We start from the raw sequence: 14,539 nt of genomic DNA on the forward strand, positions 1-14,539 counted from the left end.
ATGCAATGGAGCACGCCAACACACTGCCGCGCGACCTGCAGATCGTCGCCATCGTCCAGCGCCTCGCCGTGTGCGCCGACGCTGCACAGGTGTGCCACGCGCTGGCCGAATGCACGCGCAAGCTGATCGGCGCCGACGGCGTGACGGTGGTGATGCGCGACCACGAACGTTGCCGCTACGTCGAGGAAAACGCGATCGGCGAATTGTGGAAGGGCCAGGATTTCGCGATCGGAGAATGCATCTCCGGCTGGGCGATGCTCCACGACGAACAACTGGCGATCCTCGACATCCGCCAGGACCCGCGCATCCCGCAATCGTTGTACGCGGCCACCTTCGTGCACAGCCTGGCGATGACGCCCATCGGGCACGATCCGGCGATCGGCGCGATGGGCGTGTACTGGTCGCATGAGCACGCAGCGACGGACGACGAACTCGCATCGCTGCGCGCGATCGCCGATTCGGCGGCCCTGGCGCTGGTGAACCTGCGGCTGGTGGAAGAACTGCGCGCCGCCAATGCGCGCAAGGAACAATTCCTCGCCAGCCTCGCGCACGAACTGGGCGCGCTGCTCGGGCCGCTGCGCACGTCGCTGCACCTGCAGGGCAATGCGTCCGACCTCGACGCGCATCGCCGCGCGCGCGACATCATGACGCGGCAGGTCGCGCGCCAGGCGCGCCTGGTGGACCACCTGCTCGAAGGCAGCGTGTTGCTGACCGGACTCGCGTCGTCGACCTGCGTGCCGCTGGACCTGGGCGAGGAGATCACCGAGGCCGTGCGCGCGCACGACGCTGCCGCGCAGGCGGCCGAAGTGCGCCTCGCGCTGGCGCCGTTGCCGGATCGCATGCCGATGCTGGGCGACCCCGCGCGCATCCGCCAGGCGCTCGCGCAGTTGCTGGACAACAGCGTGCGCTGCACGCCGCCGGGGGGACGCATCGAGGTGTCCGCGGCGATCGTCGGCGCCAACGCGGTGGTGCACGTGGTCGACACGGGAATCGGCATTTCGCCGCGCACCTTGCCGCACGTGTTCGAACCGTTCTCGCGCCCGGCGGAAGAACCGGAACGCAGCCTCGCCGGGCTCGGCCTCGGCCTGAGCATGGTCTCGGCCATTGCCGCGATGCACGGCGGCAGCGCGACGCTGTCCAGCGACGGCCCGGGGCAGGGCGCGATCGCGACGCTGGAATTCCCGTTGCGCGAATCCGTGCGCGGGCAGGCGCATCCGCGCTCGGCGCGCGGCACCTTGCACTAGCCTTGCCGCTTCCGCGAAAACGGCGCGACCTTGGCGATCGCGCCGTTCGCGTATTGGATCAGTGCTGCACGAACGCGATGTGCTCGAGGTTGGCCTCGCGCGCGGCGGCCAGCACGCGCGTCACCACGCCGTAGTCGGCATCGCCGCTCGCATCGATCTTGACCAGGGGCGGATGCGCGGGATCGCGCTGCGCTTCCACCGCCATCAAGGCCTGCAGGGCCGAGTACGGCTGCACGCTGCCGTTCCAGGCGATCTCGTTGTTGGCGTCGATGCGCAGGTTGATCTCGGTCGGCGGCGGCGCCGGCTGGTCCTTTGCGATCCCGGGCAGGTTGAAGTCCACCGCCTTCGACAGCGTGGGCGCGGCCACCATGAAGATGATCAGCAGGACCAGCATCACGTCGACCAGCGGGGTGATGTTGATGTCCGCGAAGTCGCGGGCGGCGGGGACGGACGGGGAGAAGGCGGAGCTGGCCATGTGTCACCTCCATCGAGGGCGTCATGCCCTGTTGACCCCACGCTACGCCCGCCCTCACGAATCGCGCAAGCGGGGCTGCGTGACGTGCGCGCGGTCACTCCTTCACGCGTCGACAACATTCGTGACGGCCGCTTCGTTTGCGCAAACCGCAGAGTTAGCGAATTCCTAACTTTGCGTTGATCGCTCGATTTCCGCATTCAGAAGTGTGTTCTTGAATGAAGACTGTGTGAAAACCCGGACTTACCCACAATTTTCGACATTCGCGCTTCCACTTTTTCACGCCATCAATACATTTGCCCTCGGCCCGGGGACATCCCGTGCGACGTCCCCCGAATCAATTTTTCCCGAGGCTTTCCAATGAATCGCAGCAACGAGCAGCTGGTCCAGGTGGTCACGACGCCGATGGCGCGCCGTACGTTCCTCAAGAACTCCGCCCTCCTGGCGGTCCCCGCGATCCTCGGTGGCGTTTCGCTGCCGGCGCTTGCCCTGACCGCACCCCCGGTTCGCACGCGTGGCACCACGGTCCTCAACGTCAAGAACTACGGCGCCATCGGCGACGGCATCCATGACGACACCGCTGCCATCCAGGCCGCGATCAACGCGCTGCCGACCGCCGGCGGCACTGTGACGGTCCCGGCCGGCACGTACCTGATCGACACCACCAAGAAGATCAACCTGCGCAGCTCGATGCTCTTCAGCATGGACCCGCTGGCGATCCTCAAGGCCAAGACCGCTTCGGTCTCGCGCCACTACCTGATCTACGTCAACGGCAAGTCCGACGTCGAAATCGCGGGCGGCCAGCTGGTGGGCGAGCGCGACACGCACAAGTACATGACCTCCAGCACCGACGAGTGGGGCCACGGCATCCAGATCCTCGGCGGCAAGCGCGTCACCGTGCGCGACCTGAGAGTGAGCAAGTGCACCGGCGACGGCGTGTGCATCGGCGGCTCGTCCAGCGACGTGGTCATCGCCAACATCATCGCCACCGGCAACCGCCGCAACGGCCTGTCGGTCACCAACTGCACCAACATCAAGGTGTACGACTCCGAGTTCAGCTTCACCGCCGGCACCTCGCCGGAGTGCGGCATCGACATCGAACCCGATGCGGGCTACACCTGCTCCAACGTGCTCATCCAGAACTGCCGCATCAACAACAACAACAAGTACGGCATCAACATCTGGAAGAACACCTCGGCCATCACCATCACGCAGTCCACGCTCGAGCTCAACGGCAGCCTGGGCATGGGCACCAACGGCGTCAACGGCCTGACGGTCACCAACAACACGGTCCGCAGCAACTCCGCCACCGGCATCGTCTTCAACGACGGCACCAAGAACCTCAACCACAGCGGCAACCTGTCGTACGGCAACTACACGCGCCTGGGCGCCAAGGTCCGCACGCCGTTCACGCAGACCGGCTGGACGAGCAAGATCGAGCGCGACATCCTGATCCGCGGCACCACCAGCGGCATCGTGATCGGTTCGAACAACTACAAGTAATCGCTACACCTGTCGCACTCGTCGGCGACATGCGGGGCCCCCGAGCGATCGGGGGCCCCTTTCTTTTGCGCGCGTCATTCGGGGGTGTGGCAGACCGCTTCGATGTTGTGCCCGTCGGGCCCGATGACGAACGCGCCGTAATACGCCGGGTGGTAATCGCGCGGGCCCGGTGCGCCGTTGTCGCGGCCGCCGGCGACCAGGGCCGCGGCATGGAAGGCGTGCACGTGCGCGCGATCGGCTGCCACGAAGGCGAGATGGATGCCGCCCGGAGCGGGCCCGCGATCGCCGATCCAGAACTGCGGCTGGCGCCCGCTGCCGAACATGCACCAGCCGTCGCCTTCGATCAGCACGGAGATCCCGAGCGGGGCGAGTGCGGCCGTGTAGAACGCGCGGCTGGCGGACAGGTCGCTGACATACAGGCCGACGTGGTCGAGGATCATGGGCGTGCGGTCCTTGTGGCGGGGGAAGCATCGAGCCGCGCGAGCGCCTGCTGCGCATGGCGGCGATTGGGGTAGTGGGCGAGGGTGCGGCGATACGCGTCGCGGGCGTCGTTCGCGCGGCCGAGCGATGCGTACAGGTCGCCGAGCAGTTCATCGGCGGGCAACGTGGGTGCGGGCGTGACGGCGGGTTTCGGCGTGGTCGCTTCCAGGGTGGCCGCGGCCTGCAGTTTCGTGATCGCTTCGGCCGGGTGCCCGTTCGCCTTCGCGATCGCCGATTCCAGTTCGAAGCACAAGATGTGGATGTTGCGTTCGAACGCGGCTTCCTTCGCGGCGCCCATCGCGTCCAGCAAGGCCCGCATGCGCGTCAACGCGGCGCGCGCATCGTCCATGTGCCCGAGGTGCGCGGCGCCGAGCCCATGCGCGAACTGCGCGATCGCTTCGGGCCAGGCGTACTTGTCCCAGTCCACCCACGCGGGCTGGCGCGGCACGATCGCGGCGGCGGCCTGCCAGTCGCGGCGCTCCAGCACGTAGCGCGCCTGCGTCGACGCCAGGTGGAACGCCGTCTTGAATGACGGTTGCAGGTCTTTGGTCGCCCACAATCGATCGCGTTGCGCGGCGGCCTGCGCGTCCTTGCCCTGCTGCAGCCAGGCGTACACGAGGTATTCGATCGCGTGCGGATATTCGTCCCACACGTACTGGCCCTTGTCGCCCGCGGGCACCTTCAACGCGGCCTCGGCCGCGCGCAGGTTGCCGCGCACCACGCCGTCCCAGTCGCCCAGGCGCGTGTACACGTGCGTGGGCATGTGCAGCGCGTGCGGGTTGTCGGGCGCGACGCGTTCGTAGCGACGGGTGATGTCGAGCAATTCCTTCTCGCGGCCCGGCACATCGTTGGCATGCACGATGTAATGCATTGCACCCGGATGATCCGGGTTGTGCGCGAGGATCGGCACGAGCAACGCGGCGGCGCGATCGGCATGCGTGCGGTCGATGCGGTCGGCGGGCGTGGTGGCCAGGATCGCAAGTGCGTAGAAGGCGGTGACGTCGTCGTCTTTCGGCAGTGACGCATGCAGGCGTGCGAGCGACGCTTCCCAACGATGGATGCGCGCCCAGTAATCCTCCGAGGCGGGCGTCTCGAAGAACGCGGCTGCGCTGTCGATGAAGCCGATGTCGCGCGGCGAGCTCGGTTTCAAGGCGCGCGCTTTCTGCACCTCGTCCCAGCCGAGCGTGCGGTCGGCCAGCGTCGGCCGCGTGGGCCACAGCGGCTGGAACAACGTCATCGCGATGCCCCAGTGCGCCATCGCGCAGGCGGGGTCGCGCTCGGCCACCTTGCGGAAGGCCGCGCGCGCGTCCGGATAGGTCATGTGGTGGAGCAGGGCGAGGGCGTGGTCGAAGTCGGCGCGCACCGCCGGCGCGCAATCGACGCGGAAGTCCACGTGGCCGAGGTGGCCGGCGTGCGGGGCGTCCGCGCAGGCGGGCGCGGTGCAGGCGAGCAGGGCGGCCAGGCCGGCGGCCATCGTCGAGCGTTGCGGCATCGCGCATCTCCCTGGCAGGACTGGCCGGACGATACGCCCATGCAAACGTATGCACCGCCGCCGTCACCGCAGGGAAGGCCCGGCGGGTTTATGGTGGGACCTCCCCGACGCCCCATTCAGGCCGCATGCCCGCTACGCCCGCTTCGCTGCTCGTCATCTTCGGCGCCTCCGGCGACCTCGCGCAGCGAATGCTGCTGCCGTCCCTCTACGGGTTGCAGCACGCGGCCCTGTTGCCGGCCGGCCTGCGCATCCTCGGCACCGCGCGCAGCGAGTACGAAGTCGCCGCCTTCCGCGACCTCGTCGCCGATGCCGTGCGCCGCAACGTGCCCGCCGCCGATGTCGATCCCGCTTCGCTCGACGCCTTGCTCGCGCGCCTGGACTACCAGGCCGCCGACAGCAGCGACGCCGCGTCGATGCAACGCCTCGGCGAACGCGTCACCGCGCTGCGCAACGGCGACGTCCTCTATCACCTGAGCACCGCGCCGCGCTTCTACGGCCCCATCTGCGACGCACTCGGCGCGATGGGCCTGGCCGGCCCCGGCACGCGCGTGATGCTGGAAAAACCCATCGGCCACGACCTGGCCAGCGCGATCGAGATCAATGACGGCGTCGCGCGCGTGTTCGACGAAGACCGCGTGTTCCGCACCGACCATTACCTCGGCAAGGAAGGCGTGCAGAACCTGATCGCGCTGCGCTTCGGCAACGCGATGTTCGAACCGCTGTGGAATGCGCGCCACATCCAGCAAGTGCAGATCACCGTGGCCGAGACCGTCGGCGTGGAAGGCCGCGGCGATTACTACGACACCTCCGGCGCCACGCGCGACATGCTGCAGAACCACTTGCTGCAGTTGTTGTGTCTCACCGCGATGGAGCCGCCCGCGCGCTTCGAACCCACGGCGGTGCGCAACGAGAAGATCAAGGTGCTGCGTTCGCTGCGCCGCATCGGGCGCAACGAAGTGCAGGCCGAAACCGTCGCCGGCCAGTACACCTCCGGCGCTGTGGGCGCGAAGGTCGTGCCGGGCTACATCGACGAACTCGGCCATCCGAGCCGCACGGAAACCTTCGTCGCGCTGCGCGCGCACATCGACAACTGGCGCTGGTCCGGCGTGCCGTTCTACCTGCGTACGGGCAAGCGCATGGCGCGGCGGTCTACGGAAATCCACCTGCAGCTGAAGTCCGTGCCGCATTCGATCTTCGATCCCGGCGCGCACATCGCGCCGAACGCGCTCACCATCCGCCTGCAGCCCGACGAACGCATCGAGCTGCGCGTGATGAGCAAGACGCCGGGCCTGGATCGCGCGGGCATGCGCCTGTCGGAGGTCGAACTGGACCTCGACATGCACGAAGAATTCGCCGATTCCACGCGGCGTCCCGCGTACGAGCGCCTGTACATGGATGCGCTGGAAGGCAACGGCACGCTGTTCGTGCGCCGCGACGAGACCGAAGCCGCGTGGGAATGGGTGGACGCGATCCTCGACGGCTGGCGCGCCGCCGACGTACGCCCGCGCCCGTATCCCGCCGGCACGTGGGGCCCGGCCAGCGCGATCGCGATGACCGAGCGCCACGGCCACACCTGGCGCGAGTAGACGATGGCCTGGACCGAGCACGTGTACGAGGATGCGGATGCGCTGGGCGCGGCGCTCGCCACGGTGCTCGAAGAGACCTGCCGCACCGCGCTCGCCGAACGCGGCCGCGCGCACCTGGCCCTCGCCGGCGGGCGCACGCCGTTCCCCGCGTATCGCCGCCTCGCGCAACGGCCGCTCGAATGGCGACACGTGCAGGTGCTGCCCACCGACGAACGCTGCGTGCCGCACGATCACCCGGCGGCCAACATCACCGAGTTGCGCAAGGCCTTCGCCGACGCCGAGGGGTTGCTGCTGGAATCGCTGACGGTGGAATCCGGCGATCCCGCCCAATCCGAAGCGCAGGCCTGCCGCTTGCTCGCGTTCCAGCCCGATGCGTTCGATGCCGTCGTCGTCGGCATGGGGATGGATGCGCACACCGCGTCGCTGTTCCCGGGTGCGAAGCAACTGCCCGCCGCACTCGATCCGGCCAGCGTGCTCGATGCCTGCCGCATCGATCCCGATCCGCTGCCGCCCGAAGCCCCGTTCCCGCGCATCACGCTCACCCTGGCGCGCCTGCTGCGCACGCGCTCGCTGCACCTCGCGCTCAGCGGCGAAGGGAAGCATGATGTGCTGCGCGTCGCGCAGTCTTCGCAGGATGCGTTGCGCCACCCGATCGCCGCACTGCTGAACGCGCCCGACCAGATCGTGCACGTGCACTGGAGTCCCTGATGTCCCTGCATCCCGTGGTCGCGCGCGTCACCGCGCGCATCGCCGAACGCAGCCGCGACACGCGCGCCGATTACCTGGCCCGCCTGGACGCCGCTGTCTCCGACCATCCAGCCCGCCAGCACCTGAGCTGCGGCAACCTCGCGCACGGATTCGCCGCGGCCGGCGACGACAAGCCGCGCCTGCGCGGCGGATCCACCGGCAACATCGGCATCGTCACCGCGTACAACGACGTGATCTCCTCGCACCAGCCGATGGAGACCTACCCGACGCTCATCCGCATGGCCGCGCGCAACGCCGGCGGCAGCGCGCAGGTGTGCGGTGGCGTGCCCGCGATGTGCGACGGCGTGACGCAGGGCCGCACCGGCATGGAGCTGTCGTTGTTCTCGCGCGACACCATCGCGCTGGCGACGGCCGTGTCGTTGTCGCATGACATGTTCGACGCCGTGCTGTGCCTGGGCGTGTGCGACAAGATCGTGCCGGGGCTGCTCATCGGCGCGTTGAGCTTCGGACACCTGCCGACGATCTTCGTGCCGTCGGGCCCGATGCGCCGCGGCTTGTCGAACAAGGAAAAGGCCGCGGTCCGCCAGCGTTACGCGGAAGGCAAGGCCACGCGCGAGGAATTGCTGGAAGCCGAAGCCGCGTCTTACCACTCGCCGGGCACGTGCACGTTCTACGGCACGGCCAATTCCAACCAGGTGCTGATGGAAGCGATGGGCCTGCACATGCCGGGCACCGCGTTCGTCAATCCCGGCACGCCGTTGCGCGATGCGCTCACGGTGGCGGCGACGGAACAGGTGCTGCGCATCACCGCGCTCGGCGACGACTATCGACCGCTGGGCCGCACCGTCGACGAACGCGCGATCGTGAACGCGATGGTGGCGCTGGCCGCGACCGGCGGTTCGACGAACCACGCGATCCATCTCGTCGCGATGGCGCGCGCCGCCGGCCTGCGCATCGACTGGAACGACCTCGACGAACTCTCGCGCATCACGCCGTTGCTGGTACGCGCGTATCCGAACGGCGCCGCCGACGTGAACGGCTTCCACGACGCGGGCGGCATCGGTTTCGTGATCCGTGAACTGCTCGACGCCGGCCGCATGCACGCCGACATCGCCTGCGTGCACGGGGGCGACCTGCGCCAGCAGACGCTCGAGCCGTACCTCGACGGCACCGCGCTGAAATGGCGCGAGCCCGTCGCGCAAACCCGCGACCCCACCGTCGTGCGCCCCGCAGCCGATCCTTTCGATTCGGAAGGCGGCCTGCGCAAGCTCGACGGCAACCTCGGGCGCGGCGTCGTCAAGGTGTCCGCCGTCGACCCCGCGCATCGCACGATCGAAGCGCCCGCGCGCGTGTTCGAATCGCAGGATGCATTGCTCGATGCGTTCAAGGCCGACCAGCTGCAGGGCGATTTCGTCGCGGTGATCCGCGGCCAGGGCCCGCGCGCGAACGGCATGCCGGAACTGCACAAGCTCACGCCCACCTTGTCTGCGATGCAGGACCGCGGGCAGCGCGTGGCGTTGCTCACCGACGGTCGCATGTCCGGCGCCTCGGGCAAGGTGCTCGCCGCGATCCATGTCACGCCGGAAGCCGCCGACGCGGGCCCGATCTCGCGCCTGCGCGACGGCGACCGCATCCGCATCGATGCCGAGGCGGGCGTGATGGAAGCCAGGGTCGACGCCACCGAATGGAACGCGCGCACGCCGCACGTCGCCAACCTCGCCGCCAACCGCCACGGCATGGGGCGCGAACTGTTCGCGCTGATGCGCGCGCAGGTGGGCACGGCGGAGGAGGGCGGCAGTGCGCTGTTCATCGACGAATCGGTGCACGATGCGCAGCGCGGCCTCGGCGTCCCGCCGACCGCGCGCGTCACGCCCTCGGCCGACTTCGGACTGGACCTGGCATGAGCGACAAGACCTGCGCCCCGGACGTTGCGTTGATCGCCGACATCGGCGGCACCAACGCGCGCTTCGCGCTCACCGACCTCGATGCGCCGTCGCCGACGCTGCGCGAACCCCTGGCGCTGCCCGCGTCCGAATACGCGAGCCTGCAACACGCCGCGGAGCATTACCTCGAACAAGTCGGCGTGCTGCCCAAACGCGGCGCATTTGCCGTGGCCAGCCCCGCCGATCGCGACGAGATCAGACTCACCAACCGCGCGTGGTCCTTCAGCCGCAGCGAACTGCAGCGCGTGCTGGGCTTCGACGAACTGCGCGTCATCAACGATTTCGGCGCCGTCGGTTGGGCCGTGCCCGGCCTCACCGCCGCGGATCGCACCGTGTTGCATGGCCCGACGTCCGGCCCGTTGAAAGGCCCCGTCACGATCATCGGCCCCGGCACCGGCCTGGGCGTCGCGTTGCTCGTCGGAAGCGAAGACACCGGCTGGCAGGTGGTCGAAACCGAAGGCGGGCACGTGAGCTTCGCGCCGCTCGGCGACGAAGAACAGGCGATCGCGCGCTGGCTCACCGCGCAGTTCGGCCGCACGTCCAACGAACGCGTGCTGTGCGGCGCGGGCCTGGCGCACATCGATGCGGTGTTGCGTGGCGCCACGCACGACGTCGCGACGAAGGTGACGCTGCGCGAACCGGCCGACATCGTCGCCTCCGCGCTCGAAGGCCACGACGTCGCCGCGCGTCGCTCGCTCGCGCGCTTCTGCGCCGTGCTGGGCAGCGTGGCGGGCGATGCGGCGCTGATCCATGGCGCGCGCACCGTCGTGATCGCCGGCGGCATGGTGCCGCGCTTCGTGCCGTTCCTGCGCAGCAGCGCCTTCCGCGAACGCTTCCTCGCCAAGGGCCGGTTCGCCGCGTGGCTGGAATCGGTCGCCATCCATGTCATCACCCACCCGCGGCCCGGCCTGCTCGGCGCCGCGATGGCCCTGCGCAATGCACGGAGGACGCCATGACGCTCTGGAATCCCGATTCGCGCCGCGACGCCGTGGACGCGATCCTCGCCCGCGCACCGGTCGTGCCGGTGGTGCAGATCGACCACGTCGACGATGCCGTGCCGCTCGCACGCGCGCTGGTCGATGGCGGCTTGCCGGTCCTCGAGATCACCCTGCGCACGCAGGCCGCGCTTGAATCGATCGCGCGCATCGCACGCGACGTGCCCGATGCGATCGTCGGCGCCGGCACGGTGCTGACGAGCGCGGACCTCGTGTCGGTGGTGTCGGCCGGCGCGAAGTTCGCCTTCTCGCCCGGCACCACCGAAGCGCTCTACACCGCCGCATCGACGGCCGAGATCCCGTTGATCCCCGGCATCGCGACCGCGAGCGAACTCATGCGCGGCCTGGAACTCGGCCACACCCGCTTCAAGTTCTTCCCCGCCGAAGCCGCCGGCGGCGTCGGCGCCCTGCGCGCCTTCGCCGGCCCGTTCGCGCACGCGAAGTTCTGCCCCACGGGCGGCATCGATGCAGAGAAGGCCCCCGCTTACCTCGGCTTGCACAACGTCCTGACGGTGGGCGGCTCGTGGATGGTCCCGAAGATCGCCCTGGCCGCACGCGACTGGTCGATCGTCTATCGCGTCGCACGCGAAGCCACCTTCCTGCGCGCCGCAAGCTGACGCCCGCGTTTCGGAAATCCCCGACGCGCGCTCGCGCGTTCCGCCGATCGCCTGCCAATCGCGACGACCCCACGCTGGGCTCCATCACAAGGAGCCCCGCATGCACGTCTACGCGATCAAGGCAGACCTCATCCACCTGGGCATGAAGGAAGGCGAAGTCCGCGAAGCCCTCGGCCCCCCGTACCTCGTCCAGCTGGCCGGCGCCTGCATGGTCTACCGCTGGCAGGACGCCTACCTCGAAGCCGACGCCAACGAATGGCTCCGCATCCGCCTCAAGCGCGTAAGAGGACAATCCCTCGCGCAAGCCGTCGTGGACCAGGTAGAAGGCCGTTGCAACGGCATCGCGATCGCAATGCCCTGACCCGCTCTTGCTTGCCGCGAAAGAAATGATTGGGTTGGCGTGCGTTACCACGCACGCCAGCGAACCCAGGCAACGGTCGGCCCCTTGATCGAAAAGGCTCGAAAGGTGATGCCCCAGCCCGTGGCGGGGTGAGAATTTTCGCCGCCACGTCGGCGAGAAATTCTTACCCCGCCGCGGGTTCGGGCGACGCGGACTTCACCCCAGGCGGGCTTCTGCAGAGATGCCAAGCAGCACCCAAAAAAATTCCCCGCCGTTGGCACGGCAGGGGAAGGAGGGGTTCCACGTTTTGTCGCGATGGATCAGAACTTGTAGCTGACACCCACCAGGTAAGTCCGCCCCCACTCGATGTTCTCGAGCGGACGGTCCTTGGTCTGCGCGTACGTGCGATAGCCCGAGTTCGTCAGGTTGCTCGCCTGGAACAGCATCGTCACACCCTTCAACGCCGAATCCGGCGCGAACGAATAGCTCACCTGCGCATCGGTGATGTCCTCGCCCTCCACGAAGCGCAGCGTGCGCTCCGCAGCGAAGTTGCCGATCTCGCCGATGAAGTCCGAACGCCAGCGCTGGTTGATGCGGGCCTCGAAACCACTGCGCGCGTAGTACGCCGTCAGGTTGTAGACGTTCTTGGACAGGCCCGGCAGCATGATGTCGTCCGTGCCCACGCTCGACTGCACCGACGGATCCGGCGGCAGCGAAATGTTGCTGTCGAAGTAGCTCGCGCTGGCCACGACGCCGAAGCCTTCGGCCGCCTGCCAGAACAGGTCGAGCGGCAGCGACGCGGTGAGCTCGATGCCCTTCAGGTTGCCGCCCTTGCCGTTGACGGGCTGGGAGAACTGGCCGAACGGCGTGGACACCAGCGCCTGCTGGTCCAGCGGCATCTGCGCGATGAACTGCGAGAAGTCGCGCGTGACCGACTGCGTGACCACGTACGTCGTCAGGTCCTTGTAGAACGCCGCGGCCGAAACGTAGCCCTTCGTGCCGCTGAAGTACTTTTCGTAGCTGATGTCGAACGCGTTGGCCTTCCACGGATCCAGCTGCGGGTTGCCGCCCGAACCGCCCGGCACGCCCGTCGCCGTGCTGATGCCGAACTCGAACGACGCGCGCATCTGGTCGAGGCGGGCACGTGCGATCTGGCGCGCCGCGGCGAAGCGCAGCGTCTGGTCATGCGAGAACGAGAACGCGAGGTTCATGCTCGGCAGCCAGTCGGTGTAGGTCTTGCCGTCCTCGTACGGGCGGGAGTTCAGGCCGACCGGCTGCGAGGCGTCCCAGTAGTTCGACGCGGACGACTGGTCGGTGTGCTGCATCTGCACGCCGATGTTGCCGCGCACCGGGATCGAACCCCACGTGGTGTCGATGTTGCCCTTCAGCCAGCCGGTGGAGATCGTCTCGTACACGGTCCAGGCCTTGGCCACGAGGTACGACGCGTTCTCGTCCGGCGCGAACGTCATGTAGCGCGCGACGGCGCCCGGCACGTTCCAGGACGGGATGTAGCCGACGCCCGCGAAGTTGAGGTCGACCAGGCCGTACTGCAGGTCCGCGCCGACCGGCGTCGGGCCCTGCGGACCGAGGTTGATGTTGCCTTCGGGCTGGTGCTTGGTCTTCTCGCGGTCGCCGTAATGGGCGCCGACGTCCCAGTCCGCGAACACGCTGGCCAGGAACGGCGAGTCGAAGTTCGCGTTGACCTTGAAGCCCACCAGTTCATCGACCACGCGCGGCGTCTTGCCGTAACCCGAGCCGTAGATCGTGTTGGCGAGGAACAGCGAGCCCGGGTTGGAGTAGTCGCGCTGCGGATGGATTGTGGCGAAACCGGATTCCGGGAAGTTGAGGGACAGCGTGTCGAACTGCGGGTTGGGCAGCAGCTGCGTGTTGTTCTCCAGCTGCACTTCGTCGCGGTTGGACTTGGACCAGCTCAGGTCGGCGGTCAGGTTGACCTTGTCCAGCTTGAACTCGTTGCCCCAGCCCACGCCGTTGATCGTGTCCTGGCGCTTCTCGTACATGCCGCGCACGAGCGGGTAGGCGTTGGTCAGCGTGCCGCCCGTGAGCGTGCCGTTGCCGTTGATGGTGGGCGACCAGACCTGCGCGTCGGGGTTGCCGTTGTAGTTGAAGTTGGCTTCGAACTGGTTGGCGGTGTCTTCCTGCATCGCGGAGGTGTGGAAGATGTCCAGCGTGGACGTCCACTCGGCGATCGGCGCGAACTGCACCGTGCCCATCACCGCGTTGCGGCGGATGTAGCCCGTGCGGCGCAGCGCCTTGCCACCGTCGGTGACATGCACGTTCGCCGGCACGCCGTTGCGGCCGCCGGTCTGCCACGGCTCGTACAGGCCGGTCTGTTCCTCCTGGATCGGCGTGTCCGAATGCGAGAAGCCGATCGCCAGGCCGATGTCGCCGCCGGCGAACTTGGTGATGGCGCTGGCGTTGATGCGGTTGCCGTCGCCGTCGGCGTTGGCGGCCGACCCCAGCGAGTTGCGCTGGTAGCGCGCGCTCACGGCGTACACGGGCTTTTCGAAGTCGAGCGGGCGCACGGTGCGCATGTCGATCGTGCCCGACAGGCCCTGGCCGACGAGGCCGGCGTCCGGCGTCTTGTACACGGTCACGCCGGCCATGAGTTCGGACGGGTACTGGTCGAATTCGACGCTGCGGTTGTCGCCGGTGCTCACCATCTCGCGGCCGTTGAGCAGCGTGGTGGAGAAGTCGGGCGACAGGCCACGCACGCTGATGACCTGCGCGCGGCCGCCGACGCGCTGCGCGGCGAGGCCGGGCAGGCGGGAGATGGATTCTGCGATCGAGACGTCGGGCAGCTTGCCGATGTCTTCGGCCGAGATCGCTTCCACGATGGACGTGGACTGCTGCTTGGTCTGGATGGCGTTTTCGATACCGGCGCGGATGCCGGTGACCTCGACGGTCTGGAGCTGGCGGGCCTGGGCCTGCGCCGGCGTTTCCTTCTTCGCGTCGGCCGGCTTCGTCGCCGTCGTGTCCTGGTCGGACGTGGTGGCCGGCGCGGTCTGCGCGAAGGCCCCGGTGGCCAGCATCATCGTGGCCGAAGCCAGCGCGACGCTCAGCAGGTTTCTCTTGAGTTGCTGCATTGCTCCCCTCCCAAGTGGATGTACCAAGAAAGTCCCGGCCCCTGCCCGGAACAAG

12 protein-coding genes are annotated in these 14,539 nt (G+C 68.4%); 8 read left to right on the forward strand and 4 right to left on the reverse strand.

Annotated features, from left to right (window positions below):
* Nucleotides 1–5: 5 nt before the first annotated feature.
* Complete coding sequence (locus LYSCAS_RS11550; protein ID WP_213434186.1) at nucleotides 6–1,244, forward strand: GAF domain-containing sensor histidine kinase; 1,239 nt, start codon at nucleotides 6–8, stop codon at nucleotides 1,242–1,244.
* 58 nt (nucleotides 1,245–1,302) lie between these two features.
* Here the strand turns inward: LYSCAS_RS11550 and LYSCAS_RS11555 are convergent, their stop codons facing one another.
* Nucleotides 1,303–1,719, reverse strand: a complete 417-nt coding sequence (locus LYSCAS_RS11555) for an ExbD/TolR family protein (RefSeq protein WP_213434187.1) — start codon at nucleotides 1,717–1,719, stop codon at nucleotides 1,303–1,305.
* A gap of 357 nt (nucleotides 1,720–2,076) precedes the next feature.
* Between LYSCAS_RS11555 and LYSCAS_RS11560 the strand changes: the two genes are divergently transcribed.
* Nucleotides 2,077–3,219 (forward strand): right-handed parallel beta-helix repeat-containing protein, encoded by a 1,143-nt coding sequence (locus tag LYSCAS_RS11560; protein ID WP_213434188.1) that lies wholly within the window; start codon nucleotides 2,077–2,079, stop codon nucleotides 3,217–3,219.
* A 74-nt stretch (nucleotides 3,220–3,293) separates the two neighbouring features.
* Here LYSCAS_RS11560 and LYSCAS_RS11565 read toward each other — a convergent pair whose 3' ends face one another.
* Nucleotides 3,294–3,659 (reverse strand): VOC family protein, encoded by a 366-nt coding sequence (locus tag LYSCAS_RS11565; protein WP_213434189.1) that lies wholly within the window; start codon nucleotides 3,657–3,659, stop codon nucleotides 3,294–3,296.
* Nucleotides 3,656–5,191 (reverse strand): tetratricopeptide repeat protein, encoded by a 1,536-nt coding sequence (locus LYSCAS_RS11570; protein ID WP_213434190.1) that lies wholly within the window; start codon nucleotides 5,189–5,191, stop codon nucleotides 3,656–3,658. Before LYSCAS_RS11570 ends, LYSCAS_RS11565 begins: the two co-directional genes overlap by 4 nt.
* A 125-nt stretch (nucleotides 5,192–5,316) precedes the next feature.
* On the opposite strand from LYSCAS_RS11570, the gene zwf reads away from it, so the two are divergent.
* The 6 genes from zwf to LYSCAS_RS11600 all read left to right on the forward strand — a co-directional run bounded on the left by zwf (nucleotide 5,317) and on the right by LYSCAS_RS11600 (nucleotide 11,401).
* The gene (gene zwf / locus LYSCAS_RS11575; RefSeq protein ID WP_213434191.1) at nucleotides 5,317–6,777 is read left to right on the forward strand and encodes a glucose-6-phosphate dehydrogenase; all 1,461 of its coding nucleotides are present in this window, start codon (nucleotides 5,317–5,319) and stop codon (nucleotides 6,775–6,777) included.
* 3 nt (nucleotides 6,778–6,780) lie between these two features.
* Nucleotides 6,781–7,485: a 6-phosphogluconolactonase gene (gene pgl, locus LYSCAS_RS11580; protein ID WP_213434192.1), complete on the forward strand. Its 705-nt coding sequence runs from the start codon at nucleotides 6,781–6,783 to the stop codon at nucleotides 7,483–7,485.
* Nucleotides 7,485–9,389, forward strand: a complete 1,905-nt coding sequence (edd, locus tag LYSCAS_RS11585) for a phosphogluconate dehydratase (protein ID WP_213434193.1) — start codon at nucleotides 7,485–7,487, stop codon at nucleotides 9,387–9,389. Before pgl ends, edd begins: the two co-directional genes overlap by 1 nt.
* Nucleotides 9,386–10,384, forward strand: coding sequence for a glucokinase (gene glk, locus LYSCAS_RS11590; RefSeq protein WP_213434194.1), 999 nt, complete (start codon nucleotides 9,386–9,388; stop codon nucleotides 10,382–10,384). Before edd ends, glk begins: the two co-directional genes overlap by 4 nt.
* Nucleotides 10,381–11,040: a bifunctional 4-hydroxy-2-oxoglutarate aldolase/2-dehydro-3-deoxy-phosphogluconate aldolase gene (locus LYSCAS_RS11595; protein WP_213434195.1), complete on the forward strand. Its 660-nt coding sequence runs from the start codon at nucleotides 10,381–10,383 to the stop codon at nucleotides 11,038–11,040. Before glk ends, LYSCAS_RS11595 begins: the two co-directional genes overlap by 4 nt.
* Before the next feature lie 100 nt (nucleotides 11,041–11,140).
* On the forward strand, nucleotides 11,141–11,401 hold the full coding sequence (locus tag LYSCAS_RS11600; protein WP_213434196.1) for a hypothetical protein: 261 nt from the start codon (nucleotides 11,141–11,143) through the stop codon (nucleotides 11,399–11,401).
* Between the two features lie 299 nt (nucleotides 11,402–11,700).
* Here the strand turns inward: LYSCAS_RS11600 and LYSCAS_RS11605 are convergent, their stop codons facing one another.
* A complete protein-coding gene (locus LYSCAS_RS11605; protein WP_213434197.1) occupies nucleotides 11,701–14,484 on the reverse strand; it encodes a TonB-dependent receptor in 2,784 nt (927 codons plus the stop codon).
* Between the last annotated feature and the right edge of the window lie 55 nt (nucleotides 14,485–14,539).

Source organism: Noviluteimonas caseinilytica, assembly GCF_018406605.1.
Classification (GTDB): domain Bacteria; phylum Pseudomonadota; class Gammaproteobacteria; order Xanthomonadales; family Xanthomonadaceae; genus Noviluteimonas; species Noviluteimonas caseinilytica.